The 18,301-nt window shown below is 60.2% G+C and carries 15 protein-coding genes; 10 read left to right on the top strand and 5 right to left on the bottom strand.

Annotated elements, in window-relative coordinates; genetic code table 11:
* Positions 1–121: 121 nt before the first annotated feature.
* Complete coding sequence (locus tag ACKUG4_RS19310; protein ID WP_064598395.1) at positions 122–1,504, bottom strand: FAD/NAD(P)-binding protein; 1,383 nt, start codon at positions 1,502–1,504, stop codon at positions 122–124.
* A complete protein-coding gene (cysC, locus tag ACKUG4_RS19305; protein ID WP_064598389.1) occupies positions 1,501–2,094 on the bottom strand; it encodes an adenylyl-sulfate kinase in 594 nt (197 codons plus the stop codon). Before cysC ends, ACKUG4_RS19310 begins: the two co-directional genes overlap by 4 nt.
* A 344-nt stretch (positions 2,095–2,438) precedes the next feature.
* Between cysC and ACKUG4_RS19300 the strand changes: the two genes are divergently transcribed.
* The 4 genes from ACKUG4_RS19300 to fabF all read left to right on the top strand — a co-directional run bounded on the left by ACKUG4_RS19300 (position 2,439) and on the right by fabF (position 7,195).
* Entirely contained in the window at positions 2,439–4,433 is a 1,995-nt protein-coding gene (locus ACKUG4_RS19300; RefSeq protein WP_064598387.1) for a polysaccharide biosynthesis protein, read from the top strand.
* Between the two features lie 110 nt (positions 4,434–4,543).
* The gene (locus ACKUG4_RS19295; RefSeq protein WP_064598386.1) at positions 4,544–4,879 is read left to right on the top strand and encodes a ComEA family DNA-binding protein; all 336 of its coding nucleotides are present in this window, start codon (positions 4,544–4,546) and stop codon (positions 4,877–4,879) included.
* 214 nt (positions 4,880–5,093) lie between these two features.
* Positions 5,094–5,888, top strand: a complete 795-nt coding sequence (locus ACKUG4_RS19290; protein WP_445434625.1) for an SDR family NAD(P)-dependent oxidoreductase — start codon at positions 5,094–5,096, stop codon at positions 5,886–5,888.
* 32 nt (positions 5,889–5,920) lie between these two features.
* Positions 5,921–7,195 carry a beta-ketoacyl-ACP synthase II gene (fabF, locus tag ACKUG4_RS19285; protein WP_445434624.1) on the top strand — a complete coding sequence of 425 codons (1,275 nt, stop codon included), beginning with the start codon at positions 5,921–5,923 and terminating at the stop codon, positions 7,193–7,195.
* Here the strand turns inward: fabF and ACKUG4_RS19280 are convergent.
* Positions 7,192–7,749, bottom strand: coding sequence for a TetR/AcrR family transcriptional regulator (locus tag ACKUG4_RS19280; protein ID WP_007950936.1), 558 nt, complete (start codon positions 7,747–7,749; stop codon positions 7,192–7,194). The two genes, fabF and ACKUG4_RS19280, sit on opposite strands and share 4 nt — an antisense overlap.
* A 174-nt stretch (positions 7,750–7,923) precedes the next feature.
* Between ACKUG4_RS19280 and ACKUG4_RS19275 the strand changes: the two genes are divergently transcribed.
* Complete coding sequence (locus tag ACKUG4_RS19275; RefSeq protein ID WP_064598380.1) at positions 7,924–8,775, top strand: urea carboxylase-associated family protein; 852 nt, start codon at positions 7,924–7,926, stop codon at positions 8,773–8,775.
* A 43-nt stretch (positions 8,776–8,818) separates the two neighbouring features.
* Here the strand turns inward: ACKUG4_RS19275 and ACKUG4_RS19270 are convergent, their stop codons facing one another.
* Both ACKUG4_RS19270 and eat read right to left on the bottom strand, forming a co-directional pair.
* Positions 8,819–8,986 carry a DUF2897 family protein gene (locus ACKUG4_RS19270; RefSeq protein ID WP_007950938.1) on the bottom strand — a complete coding sequence of 56 codons (168 nt, stop codon included), beginning with the start codon at positions 8,984–8,986 and terminating at the stop codon, positions 8,819–8,821.
* 119 nt (positions 8,987–9,105) lie between these two features.
* On the bottom strand, positions 9,106–10,470 hold the full coding sequence (eat, locus tag ACKUG4_RS19265; RefSeq protein WP_039770512.1) for an ethanolamine permease: 1,365 nt from the start codon (positions 10,468–10,470) through the stop codon (positions 9,106–9,108).
* A 431-nt stretch (positions 10,471–10,901) separates the two neighbouring features.
* Here eat and kdpF point away from each other — a divergent pair, with 431 nt between their 5' ends.
* The 5 genes from kdpF (at position 10,902) to ACKUG4_RS19240 (ending at position 18,275) form a co-directional block, all read left to right on the top strand.
* On the top strand, positions 10,902–10,991 hold the full coding sequence (gene kdpF, locus ACKUG4_RS19260) for a K(+)-transporting ATPase subunit F (RefSeq protein WP_007950940.1): 90 nt from the start codon (positions 10,902–10,904) through the stop codon (positions 10,989–10,991).
* A gap of 8 nt (positions 10,992–10,999) precedes the next feature.
* Positions 11,000–12,694, top strand: a complete 1,695-nt coding sequence (gene kdpA, locus ACKUG4_RS19255) for a potassium-transporting ATPase subunit KdpA (RefSeq protein ID WP_445434623.1) — start codon at positions 11,000–11,002, stop codon at positions 12,692–12,694.
* A gap of 10 nt (positions 12,695–12,704) precedes the next feature.
* On the top strand, positions 12,705–14,771 hold the full coding sequence (gene kdpB / locus ACKUG4_RS19250; RefSeq protein ID WP_445434622.1) for a potassium-transporting ATPase subunit KdpB: 2,067 nt from the start codon (positions 12,705–12,707) through the stop codon (positions 14,769–14,771).
* Positions 14,772–15,043: 272 nt separating this feature from the next.
* On the top strand, positions 15,044–15,589 hold the full coding sequence (kdpC, locus tag ACKUG4_RS19245) for a potassium-transporting ATPase subunit KdpC (protein WP_221397867.1): 546 nt from the start codon (positions 15,044–15,046) through the stop codon (positions 15,587–15,589).
* 34 nt (positions 15,590–15,623) lie between these two features.
* Entirely contained in the window at positions 15,624–18,275 is a 2,652-nt protein-coding gene (locus tag ACKUG4_RS19240; protein ID WP_443525282.1) for a DUF4118 domain-containing protein, read from the top strand.
* The last annotated feature ends 26 nt before the right edge of the window (positions 18,276–18,301 follow it).

Raw genomic sequence — 18,301 nt, 5'->3', positions numbered from 1 at the left:
CCTGATGGAGTTTCTTAGAGATCAACCTAAAGCAGCCGGCTTAGAGAGGGACTCGATCCAGGGTACGCGCACGTAACGTTTGGGCGTCAATGTGCTGGCGTTCCCTGGGGGCGTGGCAGGCTCAAGGTTGTTTCAATTTACCGGATATCCGTCTGGCCAGTGCGCTCGCGTGCACGCGCAGTTCGGGAACTGCGGTGGCTTCCCACAGTTCGGCTTTGAGCATCGGCCCGACATAACTAAGCCACGGGGATGGGTTGCCGTTTTTGCTTTGTACGCAGAGATGCTCATCGACGCGCAAGCCCAAGCCAAGATCGTCGACAGTTATCAGCCCGTCGCTGATCAATTGCTGGATCAGCGATTCATCAATCAGGTTCGGATTGGAGTTCGGTCCTGTGCAATTGATGATGCGATCAATCTGCAGTTTCTCTACATCATGACGACCGCGTCGCTGTAAGGTGATCAGCGTTTTTCCATCGCCTGTCTCAATCGAGCGGATACGCCCGGCGATGGGAATGATTTTTTTGCGGTTGACTGCGTCCGCAAAAAACTCATGGGTTTGCGGTGCTACGCGATGGCGGTGAACATCCCAATAGGGTTGCAGGTGGCGAAGAAACCGTCTGCGCTCCTTCGTCTGCAGGCGCATCCACAGTCGAGAGGTAATCGGGCGAATAGCAGCTATAACATCGCGCCAGTTGAGTCCGAGCGCTTTCCCCGCTTCAACTTGCGCCTTGAGGGTTCGCAAGTAACTCAAGACCGTCGGTTCAGCATTGAGCATTTCATCGCGCCAAGACGTCGGTGGCTGCTGCCCGTTCTTGTGTGCCCGGTGTGACAGTGGCATTAGTCCGCGGCGCGAGAGCAGGTATATCTGACCTGCATCGCTGACTTTTCCAAGACTTGAGACCACGTCAAGTGCAGTCAGACCGCTTCCGATCAGTAGAATCGATTCACTTTGCTTGTCCGAGTCGGTCACTGATCCAGCCCACGGATTGGCGACGTAGTGCGGCGATTCGAGCAGGCTCGTCAGTGCTGCCGGCGTACGCGGCGGGAAGTGGCCGAATGCCAAAATGACCTGATCGGCCAAGACAGTCTTGCCCCCAGACAGTTTTATCTGAGCACCTTGCTCGTGGGGTTTGAGTGACACGACTTCTGCGCAGATACGTTCCACCGCAATATGGCTTTTGGTATCTCTTTCGGCACTTTCCAGTAGCGAAGCAAGATAATCACCATACAGCTTTCTGGATACAAAAGAACTGGAGGTCGTATCGGGAATGAGAGCCTGGCAGTAGTTCAGAAACGAGTCTGGATCATCGACGAGCGCGCTCATATTGCCTGCCGGGACATTCAGCAGGTGTTTTGAACTGCTGGTGCCATACGCCAAGCCCCGCGCAACTGCGCCAGATCTATTGATGATGATCAGTCGAGTGTCTTCGGGGGCGGAACGCAGAAACTCGATGGCGGCAACCGTTCCACTGAAGCCTGCGCCAATAATGACTAGGGTTTTCATTGGTTCGATTGCTTGTTGATAAAGTCGATGATGCGCCGGGCTGCAGTCGGAAGATCATCTTCCAGAGTGTTGATTTTGATTTGCGGGTTATCCGGCGGCTCATAGGCCGAGTCGATGCCGGTGAAGTTGGCGATCAATCCCTGGCGAGCTTTTTTGTACAGACCCTTTGGATCCCGGCGCTCGCACTCATTGAGTGGGGTATCAATGAACACCTCGATGAAATTTTCCGCACCGATGACTTCTCGAGCCAAGGCGCGGTCACGTTTGAACGGAGATATGAAAGCGGTGATAACGATTAATCCGGCATCGATGAAAAGCTTGGAGACTTCGGAGATGCGACGTATGTTTTCGATGCGATCCTTGTCGCTGAATCCGAGGTCATGGCAAAGACCCAACCGGACGTTGTCGCCGTCGAGCAGATAGGTGTGTCGGCCTTCATTGCACAGCGCCAGCTCCAATGCGTTGGCAATGGATGATTTACCCGCTCCGCTAAGCCCAGTAAGCCAAATAACGGTAGGTTGCTGGTTTTTGATAATGCTGCGACGCTCGGCATCCACGGCGGTTGTGTGAGCTACAAGATTTTCGGACATGATTTCTCATTAAGCACTGAAAATTGGAAAATGATGTTCGCTGGATGGGAAGACCTTCACGAGTAATGGGATTTCCGTCTCCTGCTCTCCTTGCCAGTGCCTCGGTCGATGCAATGGATTGACCGCGAAGGGGTTCGCAATTCTGAGAGCACTTTACATTTTCGGTAGTTGGGGGATTGTAGCCATGCGCTGGGTAAATTGCTCGCGAAGAATCGGTTGGACTTGGCGGGCGCAGTGTCATCGACGCAACTGTTGGATCAACTATCCATCTGATCCTTCAGGTATTGGGAGTAGAATGCCAACCTCGACTGCTGAAGGAGGGAGCTACGTGCTCCAGTGCGTGAATGGATAAGGTGCGGACGGTCTTACTGGGTCTGCCTCGCAAGCAAAAGCGTTTGCTGCAGGTGATTACCGACGTGGTGTTGGTTTGGGTCGCTTTATGGCTCTCTTTCATCGTGCGTTTGGGCGTCGATGATATGTATAACCCGATCGCTGCTCATATATGGCTGTTCGCATGCGCGCCAGTTATTGCGATCCCGTTTTTTATACGCTTTGGCATGTACCGTGCTGTCATGCGCTACTTCGGTAACGATGCGCTTATTGCAATCGTAAAGGCTGTCAGTCTTTCTTCATTGATACTGGCCGTGGTCGTTTTCTGGTACAGCAATCATGAGTCCGTAGTACCGCGTTCGATCATCTTCAACTATTGGTGGTTAAGCATGGTCATCATCGGTGGCCTGCGGCTGTGCCTAAGGCAATATTTCATGGGCGACTGGTTCACTGCCGCGCAGCATGTGCCTTTCACCAACCGTGACGATGGGCTGACCAAAGTGGCCATTTACGGTGCCGGAGTCGCTGGTAATCAGCTGGTTGCAGCGCTACGCATGGGACGAGTCATGCGTCCGGTGGCATTTATCGATGACGATTCCGGTATATCCGACCGTTCGATTTCCGGGCTGCAAGTGTATAAGCCCAAACACATTCAACAAATGATTGATGTCACCGGGGCTCAGGAAATCCTTTTGGCCCTGCCGTCGTCCACCCGGGCGCGACGCCGGGAGATCTTGAATCTTCTTGAAGGTTTTCCACTGCATGTGCGAAGCGTGCCCAACTTCACCGATCTTGCCAGCGGTCGAGTCAAAGTTGAGGATATTCAGGAAGTTGATATTGCCGACTTGCTGGGCCGCGATTCCGTGCCTGCGCAACCCGACCTGCTAGCCCGGTGCATCAACGGCAAAACTGTCATGGTCACTGGGGCGGGAGGGTCGATTGGTTCGGAACTTTGTCGGCAGATCTTCGCGCTTCGGCCAACGACCCTGATTTTGTTCGAACACAGTGAGTTCAATCTTTACAACATCTTGTCGGAACTGGAACAGCGTGCTTCTCGTCAATCGGTGCCGGTCAGGTTGCTGCCGATCCTCGGATCAATTCGCCACCAGGATAAATTGCTGGACGTCATGAAAACCTGGAAGGTCGAGACGGTTTACCATGCTGCGGCCTACAAGCATGTGCCGATGGTGGAGCACAACATTGCTGAAGGTGTGCTGAACAATGTAATTGGCACGCTTAATACCGCTCAGGCTGCCTTGCAGTCCGGTGTTTCAAATTTTGTGCTGATTTCCACGGATAAAGCTGTCCGTCCAACAAACATCATGGGCAGCACCAAGCGCCTCGCGGAATTGACGCTTCAAGCCCTGAGCCGCGAGTTGGCTCCGGTTCTGTTCGGCGACAAAGCCAATGTGTCCCGGGTGAATAAAACCCGTTTCACCATGGTTCGTTTCGGTAACGTGCTGGGTTCTTCAGGTTCAGTGATTCCACTGTTTCACAGCCAGATCAGAACCGGTGGCCCACTGACCGTCACCCATCCGAAAATCACCCGCTATTTCATGACCATCCCCGAGGCGGCGCAACTGGTTATCCAGGCGGGATCAATGGGGCAGGGCGGCGATGTGTTCGTGCTGGATATGGGCGAACCGGTGAAAATCGTCGAACTGGCAGAAAAAATGATTCATTTGTCAGGCTTGAGTATCCGTTCCGAGCGTAATCCACACGGTGACATTTCTATAGAGTTCACCGGTTTGCGCCCGGGCGAGAAGCTCTACGAAGAGTTGCTGATCGGCGATAATGTCGCCGCTACCTCGCATCCGATGATCATGACGGCCAACGAAGATCATCTGTCTTGGGATGTGCTGAAGGCGCGATTGCATGAGCTGCTGATTGCCGTCGAGAAAGACGACTACTCCCGCGTTCGCCAGCTATTGCGTGAAACCGTGAGCGGTTACACCCCTGACGGCGAAATCGTTGACTGGATCTACCAGCAACGCCGTCTCGAACCCTGATTGTTTCACATCCTGTAACGGACACGTTTTTGACAGGTGGCGATCGTGATCTAAGTTTGGGGAGCAGCTTCGGAAAAGCTGCTTTCTCAAATGATGATGGAGCGTCACTTATGCGTAGCAGTTACTTTTACTCCCTGGTTTTTGCCTTGCTCACCAGCGCCTCGATCGCGGCGGTTGCGGCGCCTTTGGTCACAGCTGAACCACCGAAAACCTTACAGGTGATGGATGCTGCATCCGTTTCCAAAGGTGGGAAAGTCGATCTCAACGGGGCAGATGCGGCGACGCTGCAAAAGGAGCTGGCAGGCGTGGGTGAGGCGAAGGCCAATGCCATTGTTGCGTATCGCGAAACAAATGGTCCATTTGCGTCTGTGGATGAGCTGCTGGAAGTGAAGGGCATCGGCAAGGCGATCCTGGATCGCAACCGCGACAAGCTGGAAGTGAACTAAGCTGATTGTTCAACGCCAAGGGGCCGGTCATTGACCGGCCCTTTTTGCTTCCAGGTGGAGCACAACACAGGAGGGCGACAGCCTTTCCGTCGGGAAATAGAAAATTATGGCTGTCATATTGCCTTGAAATTATGCCTATAATAATTTCAGTCGCCACTGAAGCGTTCTGCTTTTTAGCGGTCGTTCATTCCTCACGCATCCCAGGAGTATCGTCATGAATTCCCCGAAATCCCAAGGCACGGCGCTGGTCACTGGCGCTTCTTCCGGCATCGGTGCGGTGTATGCCGAGCGGTTGGCGGCACGTGGTTTCGATCTGCTGCTGGTGGCTCGTGATCAGGAGCGCTTGGAGTCCGCTGCCATCAAGCTGCGGGACGCACATGGCGTTCAGGTTGAAGTGCTCAAGGCCGACCTGACGAAAAAGGATGATGTGATCAAGCTTGAGCAGCGTTTGCGCAGCGATTCCAGCATCACGCTACTGGTCAACAATGCTGGCGTAGCATCCAACGGATTGCTGGCCAACGCCGATCCCGATGAACTGGAGAAGCTGATCCAGCTGAATGTCACGACCCTGACCCGACTGGCTTCGGCCGCCGCCGCTGCCTTCACCAGCGCCGGGCGCGGCACGATCATCAACATTGCATCGGTGGTCGCCCTGTTTCCTGAGCGTTTCAATGCCACCTACAGTGCCAGCAAGGCTTACGTGTTGAGCCTGACTCAATCGCTCAATACCGAACTCGAAGGCACCGGAGTCAAGGTGCAAGCAGTACTGCCCGGTGTGACCCGGACCGAAATCTGGGAACGCTCCGGATTCGATGCCAGCGGTATTCCTGCGGAGATGGTCATGGAGGCGGGCGAAATGGTCGATGCCGCGCTGTCCGGTCTGGATCAGGGCGAACTGGTCACGATTCCTTCGCTGCCTGATGCGGGCGAGTGGCAAGCGTTCGTCGCCGCCCGTCATGTGATGGCGCCCAATCTGTCCCACAGTTCGGCGGCCAGCCGTTACAAGTAAAAGTCTTTTGAGTCACGAGAGGTCAACCCGATATGGATCAGCGTCGAGTAGTTGTCACGGGTATGGGCCTGGTATCGCCCTTGGGAAGCGGCGTCGAAGTTGTCTGGCAGCGCTTGCTGGCGGGGCGTTCGGGATTGCGAAACCTGCCGGAGGCGGTCATTGCCGATCTGCCGACCCGGGTCGGCGGCGTGGTGCCGACGATGGAGGAAGACGCCGAAGCGGGTTTCGATCCGGATCGGGCCACGCCGCCCAAAGAGCAGAAAAAAATGGACCGATTCATTCTGTTCGCGATGGAGGCTGCGCGGCAGGCGCTTGAACAGGCCGGCTGGCACCCGACCGAATCCCACGCTCAGGAGCGTACGGCCACCATCATTGGCTCCGGTGTCGGCGGCTTCGGCGCTATCGCCGATGCGGTACGCACGACCGACAGCCGTGGTCCGCGACGGTTGTCGCCGTTCACCATTCCCTCGTTTCTGGTCAATCTCGCCGCAGGGCATGTCTCGATCCAGCACGGTCTCAAGGGCCCGCTCGGCGCGCCGGTCACCGCGTGTGCCGCCGGCGTGCAGGCGATCGGTGATGCGGCCCGGCTGATTCGTGCCGGTGAGGCCGACATCGCGGTGTGCGGCGGTGCGGAAGCCTGTATCGATCGCGTCAGTCTTGCCGGATTTGCGGCCGCGCGTGCTTTATCCAGTGGCTACAACGATAAGCCCGAACGCGCATCGCGTCCGTTCGACAGTGGACGTGACGGTTTCGTGATGGGGGAGGGCGCCGGGCTGCTGGTGATCGAGTCGCTGGAGCACGCGTTGGCAAGGGGCGCGCAACCATTGGCCGAACTGGTCGGTTATGGCACCAGCGCCGATGCCTATCACCTGACCGCCGGGCCGGAAGACGGCAGCGGTGCACGGCGGGCGATGACAGTGGCGCTGGCCCAGGCCGGTATAGCGCCGGATCAGGTGCAGCATCTGAACGCCCATGCGACCTCGACCCCGGTGGGCGACCTCGGTGAACTGGCGGCGATCAAATCGGTTTTTGGCGCACAAAACTCAATTGCCGTGACCTCGACCAAATCCGCGACGGGGCATTTGCTGGGTGCGGCGGGAGGTCTGGAAGCAATCTTCACGCTGTTGGCGATCCGCGATCAAATCGTTCCGCCGACCCTCAACCTGGAAAATCCCGATCCGGCCAGCGAAGGCGTGGACATCGTCCACGGTCAGGCACGGTCGATGCCGATCGAGTATGCGCTGTCCAACGGGTTCGGCTTCGGCGGGGTCAATGCCAGCGTGCTGTTCAAGCGCTGGCAGGCTTAGTCTTCCGACCGTTTGAGATGTTCGCGGGTGACGTCGAGGATTTGCTGCGCAAATTCAGGATCCGCGACACTGCGTGACAGCAGGAGCGCCCCGGCCAGCGTCGCCATGATGACGATGCTGCGCTCGGCGGCGTTCTCGCCTTCAAGGGTGCCTTCGATCTGGTCCAGGCGAGCCTTGAGTACTTCGTCGCTGGTCGGGCTCGGTTGGCCGCGCAACCCCAGCTCCGATGAAATGGTCAGCAGCGGGCAGCCTTCATGAGGTGAGGTCTGGTGCCATTCGGAGAGGTACGTATCGATGAAGGCTTCCAGTGGTTTTTCCTGGGCGAACAGCTCCTCGCACAAGCCCGCAACCTGATCGCCAGCCGCTTGCAGGGCTTTTTCAACCAACTCATCCTTCGATTTGAAATGCGAATAAAAGCCGCCATGGGTCAGGCCCAGCGCCTTCATCAATGGTTGCAGACCGGTCGCACCAATGCCGTCCTTGCGAAACCGCTCGGACGCTTCCTTGATAATGCGCTGATGGGTCTGGGCTTTATGATCCTGCGAGTAACGCATTTAAACTCTCCGCAACAAGAGCGCCATCTTAACCAATGCAAATTGAATGGTGACTGTACTTCTACTTCTAAAAAAAGTCCGGTGACTCCGACATGTTCGTAACAGCCACTCGCGGTTGGCACGGATAGTGGTTGCAGCTTGCAAAGTTGCCATCGCTTGAGGAGCAGGAGAATCATGTACAAAGACTACCCGGCCGCCTATCAGGTCAGCAAAGGCTCGGCGTTGCAGGTCGATACACCTTTCTACGAACGGATTCGCGACCGCAAGGACGGGCGCACGCTGATCGAGCAATTCGAGGTGCCGATCCGCACCGGCCGCGCCTGGCACGTGCCGGCGGGGCATGTGTTTCGCGTCACCACACCGGTCGGGCCCCAGGTGGGCGATTTCAATGTGTGGAACGCACACGATCCACGTGAACGGATGTGGGCGGCGCGCACCCGGCAACTGCAGGGCGCGCATGTCAGCACCCACGACCGGTTGTGGTCGAACCTGCCTTTTCTGCGACCTCTGGTGACCATCACCGATGACAGTCTGGCCGACTATGGCATCGACGAGCACGGCGGGCGCCTGCACGATCTGCTCGGCACGCGTTGCGATCCCTATGTAAACAAAATGCTCACCGGCGAGGATTTCCATCATCACTGCCATTCCAACCTGACTCGCGCCGTGTTGCCCCATGGCCTGACCGAGTTCGATGTGCATGACGTGCTGAACATCTTCCAGTGCACGGGCCTGAATCACGATGACCTGTATTTCATGAAGGCCTGTCCGGCGCAGAAGGGCGATTATCTTGAGTTCTTCGCCGAAATCGACTTGCTGTGCGCGTTGTCGACCTGTCCCGGTGGTGATCTGTCACTGGCGATGTGGGGGCCGGACGCGCAGGACCCGCTGACCGTCTGCCGCCCGCTCGGGGTGGAAATCTATCGTCTGGACGACGCGCTGCTCGAAGGCTGGAGCCAGCCTGAACGTGCGGCGTACAAAGGCCTGCATGGCTTGCACATTGCCAAGGCCGAGTGGGAAAAGTAATCGCCACAAAAACAAACCCCGCCGATTCAGGCGGGGTTTTCGTTCAGCGGTCCTGCGCGTCCTTGATGTCCGCTTCGGCGTTGCGTTCAGCGACGCGCTTGCGTTGCTCATCGGTCAGTTCGACCTTGTTGGCGGTGTCTCGCAACATCATCAGACCGCCGACGATCGAGCCGATTGCAACGACCAGAATCAACCAGGCATACCAGGGCATAACGGCTCTCCTTAAAGACAGGTCGACGGGCGAGGGTTTCGCCGTGCAACGCTGCATACCACTTTGAGCGAAGTGCATTCGCAGTGGTTCCATTCTAGGCCGGTTATGCCCGTCGCGGTTTACAGTCCGGTGAGCATGGCGTCTGCCGGGGCGTTGGCGCGCAACTGGCCGGTCAACAGGAAGTAGCCGAAACCGACGGCCATGAAACCGAGGAAGATCAGTCCGATCAACGCATTGAACCAGGCCATCGCCACTAGGCACACCACGGCCAGCGCCAATGCAATCAGCGGAATCAGCGGATAGCACGGCGCACGGAAGGTACGCTCCAGATTCGGTTCGGACTTACGCAGTTTGAACAGGCTTAGCATGCTCATGATGTACATCACGATTGCGCCGAACACGGCCATGGTGATCATCGCGGCAGTGAGGGTCATGCCGCCGAGGTTGATCAGGCCGTCGCTGTAGATCGCCGCGATGCCAATCACGCCGCCGGCGATGATGGCGCGGTGCGGGGTCTGGAACCGCGAGAGTTTCGCCAGCGAGGCGGGCAGGTAACCGGCGCGGGCGAGGGCGAAGAATTGCCGCGAGTAGCCAAGAATGATCCCGTGGAAACTCGCCACCAGCCCGAACAGACCGATCCACACCAGCATGTGCAGCCAGCCGGAGTTGTCGCCGACCACCGCTTTCATTGCCTGAGGCAGCGGGTCGTTGATGTTCGACAGGGTGCGCCAGTCACCGACGCCACCGGCGAAGAACATCACGCCCATGGCCAGCAACACCAACGTCAGAATGCCGCTGATGTAGGCCTTGGGAATCGTGCGTTTCGGGTCCTTGGCTTCTTCGGCCGCCATGGCTGCGCCTTCGATGGCGAGGAAAAACCAGATCGCAAATGGAATCGCCGCGAACATCCCGGCAATCGCCGGAGCGCCGAAGATGTCCGAACCGGCCCAGCCGTTGAGGGCGAAGTTGCTGAAGCTGAACGCCGGGGCGACCACGCCCATGAACACCAATAGCTCGGCGACGGCCAGGACGCAGACGATCAACTCGAAGGTCGCAGCCAGTTTCACGCCAAGAATATTCAGACCCATGAACACGATGTACGCGCCGACCGCCGCGTGTTTCGGATCGAGGGCCGGAAACTGCACGTTCAGGTACGCACCAATCGCCAAGGCAATCGCCGGCGGGGCGAAGACGAATTCGATCAGCGTCGCCAGTCCGGCGATCAATCCGCCTTTTTCACCGAAGGCGCGGCGACTGTAGGCAAACGGCCCGCCCGCGTGGGGGATCGCCGTAGTCAGTTCGGTGAAGCTGAAGATGAAACAGGTGTACATGGTCGCGACCATGAACGAAGTCACCAGGAAACCCAGGGTTCCCGCGACGCCCCAACCGTAACTCCAGCCGAAGTACTCCCCGGAAATCACCAGCCCCACCGCGATGCCCCACAGGTGCAAGGTGCCCAGCGTGGGTTTGAGTTGTGTGTTCATGCGTTTGCTCCCTGAACGGTTTGGAAAGCTCGGGGAAGGGCGCGTGCAGTGGACGTGCCATTCTGTATTGGTGGGTCGTAATGGGATGAAAGCTGTCGTATCGGGGATGTTCGCGGCGCAATACCCACAAAATTGTGCGCCAGTTGGGTGCGATGTTGTCTGTGCTGCCGTGTTCGCGGGCAAGCCCGCTCCCACAGGTGTCAGCGGTGTCTGGACGCGCGCATTTCAAAATGTGGGAGCGGGCTTGGTCCGGGCGGCGATCCGACGAAGAGGCCCGTCCACACGACGCAAAACTTTGCTGTAACGCCCGCGTAAACCCACTCTTTACGCTTTCTTTATGCCCCGCCCACACCCTCGCTCTCGTTCCTTTACAGCCTCCTTTCCGACAATGCCTCCACACGCGGCAATACGCCGTAACACGGAGATCTTCCATGAGCGTTCTGGACGGGGTGTCACTGCTGCTGGCAGTGGGGCTGTTCATTTATCTGTTGGTTGCGCTGTTGCGCGCGGATCGGACTTAGGAGCGGCTATGCACAGTTATGACTATTGGCTGATCCTCGCATTCTTCGCGGTGGTCTTGCTGCCGGCGCCGTTCCTCGGGCGCTTCTACTACAAGGTGATGGAGGGCCAGCGCACCTGGCTGACGCCGATTCTCGGCCCGGTCGAACGTGGCTGTTACCGCATCGCCGGGGTCAATCCGCAGGACGAACAGAGCTGGCAGAAGTACACGCTGGCGCTGCTGGCGTTCAACCTCGCCGGTTTTCTGCTGCTGTTCGCGATCCTGCTGTTCCAGGATCACCTGCCGCTGAACCCGCAAAACCTGCCGGGCCAGGAGTGGACACTCGCGTTCAACACCGCCGTCAGTTTCATGACCAACACCAACTGGCAGGCCTACAGCGGCGAAGCGTCGCTCAGCTACCTGAGCCAGATGGTCGGCCTCACCGTGCAGAACTTCGTCAGCGCCGCCACCGGCCTCGCCGTACTGGTTGCGCTGTGCCGTGGCATCGGGCGCAAGTCCACCAAAACCCTCGGCAACTTCTGGGTAGACATGACCCGCGCCACCCTCTACGGCTTGCTACCGCTGTGCCTGCTGCTGGCGCTGTACCTGGTGTGGCAGGGCGTGCCGCAAACCTTCGCCCAATATGTGAATGCAGTGACGATGCAGGGCGTTGATCAGGTGATCCCGCTCGGCCCGGCCGCCAGCCAGATTGCGATCAAGCAACTGGGCACCAACGGCGGTGGTTTCTTCGGCGTCAACTCGGCGCATCCGTTCGAGAACCCGACCGCCTGGAGCAACCTGTTCGAAGTTGCGTCGATCATCCTGATCCCGGTGGCGCTGGTGTTCACCTTCGGCCACTACGTGAAGGATCTGCGTCAGAGCCGCGCCATCATCGGCTGCATGCTCGCGCTGTTCATCATCGGCGGCGCCACTTCGCTGTGGGCCGAGTATCAACCGAACCCTGCCTTGAAGAACGTCGCCGTCGAGCAGACCGCGCCGCTGGAAGGCAAGGAAGCGCGCTTCGGCACCACTGCCACTGTTCTTTGGTCGGTGACCACCACCGCGGCGTCGAACGGTTCGGTCAACGGCATGCATGACAGCCTCAACCCGCTCAGCGGCATGGTCGCGCTGGTGAACATGATGGTCGGCGAAGTGATCTTCGGCGGCGTCGGCGCGGGGCTCTACGGCATGTTGCTGAACGTGCTGATCGCGGTGTTCCTCGCCGGTCTGATGATTGGTCGCACCCCGGAATACCTCGGCAAGAAACTCCAGGCCCGCGAAGTGCAACTGTTGGTGGTGACCCTGCTGGTGATGCCGGTCGGCGTGCTGGTGCTCGGCGCGGTTGCCGCCAGCCTGCCGGGTCCGGTGGCGGCGGTGAGCAACCCCGGTCCGCACGGTTTCAGTCAGTTGCTCTACGCCTACACCTCGGCCAGCGCGAACAACGGCTCGGCGTTCGGCGGTTTCGGTGCCAACACTGCGTTCCACAACCTGATGCTCGGTCTGGGCATGTTGATTGGTCGCTTCGGTTACATCCTCCCGGTACTGGCCCTGGCCGGCAGCCTGGCGATGAAGAAAACCGCACCGATCGGCCAGAACAGCTTTCCGACCCACGGCCCGCTGTTCGTGACCCTGTTGACCGTGACCATTTTGCTGGTGGGCGGCCTGACCTTCTTGCCGACCCTGGCGCTCGGCCCGATTGCCGAACACCTGAGCATGGGCTTCTAAGGAATCCATCATGAATATGCATGTTCCAGCTTCAAAACCAGCGGCAGTTGCCAAGTCGGCAGAAGCTCCGAAAACCGCGATCAGCGCCCTGTGGCGTCCGGCGCTGGTGCAAGCGTTCGTCAAGCTCGACCCGCGCCAGTTGCAGCGCTCACCAGTGATGCTGGTGGTCGAACTGACAGCGATCCTGACCACCGTGCTGTGCTTCATTCCCGATAGCAGCGTGCCGACCTTCGTTGCTGCGCAAATCGCCCTGTGGCTGTGGTTCACCGTGCTGTTCGCCAACTTCGCCGAAGCGCTGGCCGAAGGTCGCGGCAAGGCCCGCGCCGACAGCCTCAAGGCCGGCAGCGAAGGCCTCAGCGCCCGACGCAAACTGGCCAACGGCAGCTTCCAGGTCGTACCGGCCAGCAGCCTGCGCAAGGGCGATGTGGTGCGCGTTGAAGCCGGCGAAATGATCCCCGGTGACGGCGAGGTCATCGAAGGCATCGCGGCGGTCAACGAAGCGGCGATTACCGGTGAATCGGCGCCGGTGATTCGCGAGTCCGGCGGCGACCGTTCCGCCGTCACCGGCAACACCCGGCTGGTGTCCGACTGGCTGCTGGTGAAGATCACTGCCAACCCCGGTGAATCGACCCTCGACCGCATGATCGCGCTGGTCGAAGGCGCCAAACGCCAGAAGACCCCGAACGAAGTGGCGCTGGACATCCTGCTGATCGGCCTGACCCTGATCTTTCTGCTGGTGGTCGTGACCCTGCAACCGTTCGCCCACTTCGCCAGCGGCAGCCTGCCGCTGGTGTTCTTGGTGGCGTTATTGGTCACGCTGATTCCGACCACCATTGGCGGGCTGCTGTCGGCCATCGGTATCGCCGGGATGGATCGTCTGGTGCGCCTGAACGTGATCGCCAAGTCCGGTCGTGCGGTGGAAGCGGCGGGTGACGTGCATGTGTTGCTGCTGGACAAGACCGGCACCATCACTTTCGGCAACCGTCGTTGCAGCGCGGTATATGCCGCGCCGGGCGTGAATGCCCGTGAGCTGGCCGAAGGCGCGCTATTCGCCTCGCTGGCCGACGAAACTGCCGAAGGCAAGTCCATCGTCGAGTACCTGCGCGGCTCCAATCCGCAGCCGGAACCGGCGCCGGAGACCCTGACTGCCGTGCCGTTCAGTGCGGAAACCCGTTTGTCCGGTGTCGACTACCAGGGCCGTGTGTTCCGCAAGGGCGCGGTGGATTCGCTGCTGGCCTTCCTCGGTCAACAACGCAAGGATCTGGCCCCGGCGCTGTCCCGGGAAATCGACAAGATTGCCCAAAGCGGCGGCACCCCGTTGCTGGTTTGCGCCGACGGCAAACTGCTCGGGGCGATCCACCTGAAAGACGTGGTCAAGCCGGGCATCCGCGAGCGTTTTGCCGAGCTGCGCAAACTGGGGATTCGCACGGTGATGGTCACCGGTGACAACCCGCTGACTGCTGCCGCGATTGCTGCTGAAGCAGGCGTCGACGACGTGCTGGCCGAAGCGACACCTGAGAAGAAACTGGCGCGCATCCGTCACGAGCAGAACGACGGTCGGCTGGTCGCGATGTGCGGCGATGGCGCCAACGACGCACCGGCGCTGGCCCAGGCTGACGTCGGCATGGCGATGAACGACGGCACGCAAGCGGCGCGCGAAGCGGCCAACATGGTCGACCTCGACAGCGACCCGACCAAGCTGCTGGACGTGGTGCAGATCGGCAAGGAATTGCTGGTGACTCGCGGCGCGCTGACGACTTTTTCCATCGCCAACGACGTGGCCAAGTACTTCGCGATCCTGCCGGCGCTGTTTGCCGCGATCTACCCGCAATTGGGCGTGCTGAACATCATGCACTTGAGCAGTCCGCAGAGCGCGATTCTGTCGGCCATTGTGTTCAACGCTTTGATCATCGTGGTGCTGATTCCGTTGGCCCTGCGTGGTGTGCGGGTGCAGGCGGCGAGTGCGGCGGCGTTGCTGCGTCGCAATCTGCTGATCTATGGTCTGGGCGGGATTCTGGTGCCGTTCGTGGGGATCAAGGCGATCGACATGCTGTTGACGGCGTTGCATCTGGTTTGAGTGAGCGGTGTTTGCTGGATCTCTACACGGCTTGAGATCCAGCCCTCATCGGAACGCCGCCCGCCTAACCCTCTCCCGGAGGGAGAGGGGACTGACCGAGGTATTTGTAAGAGCTACATCGACCTGAGATATCGAGCCGAACTCAGGATTTGAAAAGCACAAAGATCGGCTCCCTTTCCCCCTCGCCCCCTTGGGGGAGAGGGCTGGGGTGAGGGGGAGGGATCTTCCTGACACCCCACCAAAGTTTGCCCAATGAATTCGAGGATTTTGAAATGTCCACAATGTTACGTCCGGCCCTGAGCCTGCTGGTGCTGATGACCCTGGTCACCGGCGTTGCCTATCCACTGGTGGTGACCGGCGTTGCCCAGGTCGCCTTCCCCGAGCAGGCCAACGGCAGCCTGGTGCGCGATGCCGAAGGCAAGGTGCGCGGCTCCTCGCTGATTGCTCAGGATTTTGTCGGCGATGCCTGGTTCCATCCGCGTCCTTCGGCTGGTGCCTTTGCCACCGTGTCGAGCAGTGCGAGCAACCTGTCACCAAGCAATCCGGCACTGGCCACACGGGTGATCGATGACGCCAACAAGCTGCAGGTGCCCGGTCAGGGCCCGGTGCCGCTGGCGCTGCTGACCACCTCCGGCAGTGGTCTCGATCCGCACTTGCCACCGCAGGCGATTGCCTATCAACTGGCGCGTGTCGCGGCCGCGCGCAATGTGCCGGTGGCGACCTTGCAGCAACTGCTGGACGCGCACATCGAACAGCCGCTGGTGGGCCCGCCGGTGGTGAATGTGCTGGCGCTGAACATGGCGCTCGAAAAGCTGTAAATCGCGATGACATCAGGAAGAGAGAGCTTCAAGCATGAGTGATTCCGGCCGCGCCGACGCGCTGTTAGCAGACTTGCCCCGCGACGGACGCGGCCGGCTCAAGGTTTTCCTCGGCGCCGCGCCGGGTGTAGGCAAGACTTACGCAATGCTGCAGGCGGCCCATACCCAGTTGCGCCAAGGGGTGAAAGTCATTGCCGGCGTGGTCGAAACCCACGGCCGCGCCGAAACCGAAGCGCTGCTCGGGGGCTTGCCGCAATTGCCGCTGGTGCGCTCGGAATATCGCGGCGTCACGCTCGAAGAAATGGACCTCGATGGCCTGCTCGCCGCCAAGCCGAAACTGGTGCTGGTCGACGAGCTGGCTCACAGCAACGCCCCCGGCAGCCGCCACGCCAAACGCTGGCAAGACATTCAGGAACTGCTCGCCGCCGGCATCGACGTGTACACCACGGTCAACGTCCAGCACCTGGAAAGTCTCAACGATCAGGTGCGCGGCATCACTGGTGTGCAGGTACGCGAAACCCTGCCGGACTGGGTGCTGCAAGAGGCCTACGAACTGCTGCTGATCGACCTGCCGCCCCGCGAACTGCTCGAGCGCCTGCGCGAAGGCAAGGTCTACGTGCCGGAGCAGGCACGCGCCGCGATCGATGCATTTTTTACCCAGACCAACCTCACCGCGCTGCGCGAACTGGCGATGCAGACCGCTGCCGCGCAAGTCGATAACGATCTCGCTCAGGGCTATCGCCAGCTCGGCCAGGCCGCGCCGGCGGTACGCGGGCGCTTGCTGGTCGGCGTCGATGGCGATGCCCAGGCTGAACGGCTGGTGCGTCATGCCAGTCGGGTTGCCCAGCGTCGGCATTTGCCGTGGAGTCTGGTGCACGTCGACAACGGCAGCGTGCGCGACGAGCAATCGCGGCTGCGTCTGCAAAGTGCCCAGCAACTGGCCGAACGCCTCGGCGGCGAAGTGGTGCTGCTGCGGGCCGGCGAGGTGGCGAAAACCCTGATCCAGCATGCGGCGGAACGGCGGGCGAGTCTGGTGCTGGTTGGTCAGTCGCGGCCGCGCCTGCGCAGGCGTCTGTTCGGTGGTGGGCTGGCGGCGCGTTTGCTGCGTCAGGCCCATGGTCTGGAAATCAATGTGCTGGACAGTGATCAGGAGCAGCATCAGCCGCGCCCGCGTGTCGCGCCGACGCTGGTGTGGTTCGACTACGCGCTGGCGCTGGTCGCGACGCTGTTGGCCAGTGCACTGGCGTGGGCGGTCTCCAGCGTGCTGCCGTTGCCGAATATCTCGCTGGTGTTTCTTGCGGCGGTGCTTCTGGTGGCGGTGCGCAGCAGTCTCGGCCCGGCGCTGGCCTGTGCGGCGTTGTCGTTTCTGACCTATGACTTTCTGTTCATTCCGCCGAATTTCTCCTTCAGCATCCAGCGCGAAGAAGACGTGCTGACCTTGCTGTTCTTCCTGCTGATGGCGGCGCTCACCGGTAACCTCGCGGCGCGTCAGCGGCGGCAATTGCAGGCGCTGCGCGATACCCAGGAAGAAACCACCGAACTGCTCGACCTGTCGCGCAAACTCACCGCCGCCACCGACCGTCAGGCCGTGGTCAGCGCCGCAGCCCAACACCTCAATGGCTGGAGCGATCTGCAGCTGTGCCTGCTCAATCGCGACGGGCAGGGCGGCTGGAAAGTCGAAACTGGCGGGCCATTGCAGTTCACTGAATCCGAACGCGCTGCTGCCGACTGGGCCTGGCAACACGATCAACCGGCGGGCATGGGCACCGGTACGTTGCCGTTCGGGCGCTGGTGGTGGTGGCCACTGTCGGTGGAGGACGGACCGCTGGCGCTGCTCGGTGTGTGCGCCAAAGAGGGCCAGACCCTGAGCGGCCAACGTCGTCGTTTGCTGACCGCGTTGAGTCAGCCTTTGGCTCAAGCATTGGCCCGGGCGCAACTGGCCGATGACCTGGAAGCCGCGCGCCTGCACGGCGAAACCGAACAACTGCGCAGCGCCTTGCTGGCCTCGGTGTCCCACGATCTGCGCACGCCGCTGACCTCGATGCGCGGCAGCATCGACAGCCTGCTGGCCCTCGGCGAAGCGATCCCGCTGGAGGATCGCCGCGAGCTGCTGGAAGGCACCCGCGATGAAGCCGAACGTCTCGATCGCTACATCCAGAACCTGCTGGACATGACCCGTCTCGGCCACGGCGCCCTGAAGCTGGCGCGGGACTGGGTGTCGCCGGCGGACATCGTCGGCAGTGCGCTCAATCGTCTGCGGGCGGTGCTGTCGTCGTTGCAAGTGAGCACCGATGTACCGGCCGAGTTGCCGCTGCTGTACGTGCATGCCGCGTTGATCGAGCAGGCACTGGTGAACGTGCTGGAAAACGCCGCCCGATTCTCGCCGTCCCACGGTCGTTTGCAACTGCGCGCCGGGGTGGATGACAGCGAAGTGTTTTTCTCGGTCAGCGATGAAGGGCCGGGGATTCCGGTCGATGAGCGGGCGAAAATTTTCGACATGTTCTACACCGCTGCCCGGGGTGATCGTGGTGGTCAGGGCACCGGCCTTGGGTTGGCGATCTGTCAGGGCATGGTCGGCGCCCATGGCGGGCGGATCAGTGTCGGCGACGGCATCGACGGGCGCGGCACTTGCATCACCCTGCACCTGCCGTTGCAGACGCAACCGGGGATGGACGGTGAAGCCTGATCCGCGCTGCGCTACTCTCTTGCCAC

This window comes from Candidatus Pseudomonas auctus, assembly GCF_048654275.1.
Classification (GTDB): domain Bacteria; phylum Pseudomonadota; class Gammaproteobacteria; order Pseudomonadales; family Pseudomonadaceae; genus Aquipseudomonas; species Aquipseudomonas pharyngis.
This window is presented reverse-complemented; position numbering and strand designations above follow the sequence as displayed.

What these genes read in the sequence shown, in the direction of transcription:
- ACKUG4_RS19240 (WP_443525282.1), top strand. Translation starts at nt 15,624, where the DNA reads ATGAGTGATTCCGGCCGCGCCGACGCGCTGTTAGCAGACTTGCCCCGC.
- ACKUG4_RS19295 (WP_064598386.1), top strand. Translation starts at nt 4,544, where the DNA reads ATGCGTAGCAGTTACTTTTACTCCCTGGTTTTTGCCTTGCTCACCAGC.
- kdpF (WP_007950940.1), top strand. Translation starts at nt 10,902, where the DNA reads ATGAGCGTTCTGGACGGGGTGTCACTGCTGCTGGCAGTGGGGCTGTTC.
- fabF (WP_445434624.1), top strand. Translation starts at nt 5,921, where the DNA reads ATGGATCAGCGTCGAGTAGTTGTCACGGGTATGGGCCTGGTATCGCCC.
- kdpC (WP_221397867.1), top strand. Translation starts at nt 15,044, where the DNA reads ATGTCCACAATGTTACGTCCGGCCCTGAGCCTGCTGGTGCTGATGACC.
- eat (WP_039770512.1), bottom strand. Translation starts at nt 10,470, where the DNA reads ATGAACACACAACTCAAACCCACGCTGGGCACCTTGCACCTGTGGGGC.
- ACKUG4_RS19310 (WP_064598395.1), bottom strand. Translation starts at nt 1,504, where the DNA reads ATGAAAACCCTAGTCATTATTGGCGCAGGCTTCAGTGGAACGGTTGCC.
- ACKUG4_RS19300 (WP_064598387.1), top strand. Translation starts at nt 2,439, where the DNA reads ATGGATAAGGTGCGGACGGTCTTACTGGGTCTGCCTCGCAAGCAAAAG.
- kdpB (WP_445434622.1), top strand. Translation starts at nt 12,705, where the DNA reads ATGAATATGCATGTTCCAGCTTCAAAACCAGCGGCAGTTGCCAAGTCG.
- ACKUG4_RS19280 (WP_007950936.1), bottom strand. Translation starts at nt 7,749, where the DNA reads ATGCGTTACTCGCAGGATCATAAAGCCCAGACCCATCAGCGCATTATC.
- cysC (WP_064598389.1), bottom strand. Translation starts at nt 2,094, where the DNA reads ATGTCCGAAAATCTTGTAGCTCACACAACCGCCGTGGATGCCGAGCGT.
- ACKUG4_RS19290 (WP_445434625.1), top strand. Translation starts at nt 5,094, where the DNA reads ATGAATTCCCCGAAATCCCAAGGCACGGCGCTGGTCACTGGCGCTTCT.
- kdpA (WP_445434623.1), top strand. Translation starts at nt 11,000, where the DNA reads ATGCACAGTTATGACTATTGGCTGATCCTCGCATTCTTCGCGGTGGTC.
- ACKUG4_RS19270 (WP_007950938.1), bottom strand. Translation starts at nt 8,986, where the DNA reads ATGCCCTGGTATGCCTGGTTGATTCTGGTCGTTGCAATCGGCTCGATC.
- ACKUG4_RS19275 (WP_064598380.1), top strand. Translation starts at nt 7,924, where the DNA reads ATGTACAAAGACTACCCGGCCGCCTATCAGGTCAGCAAAGGCTCGGCG.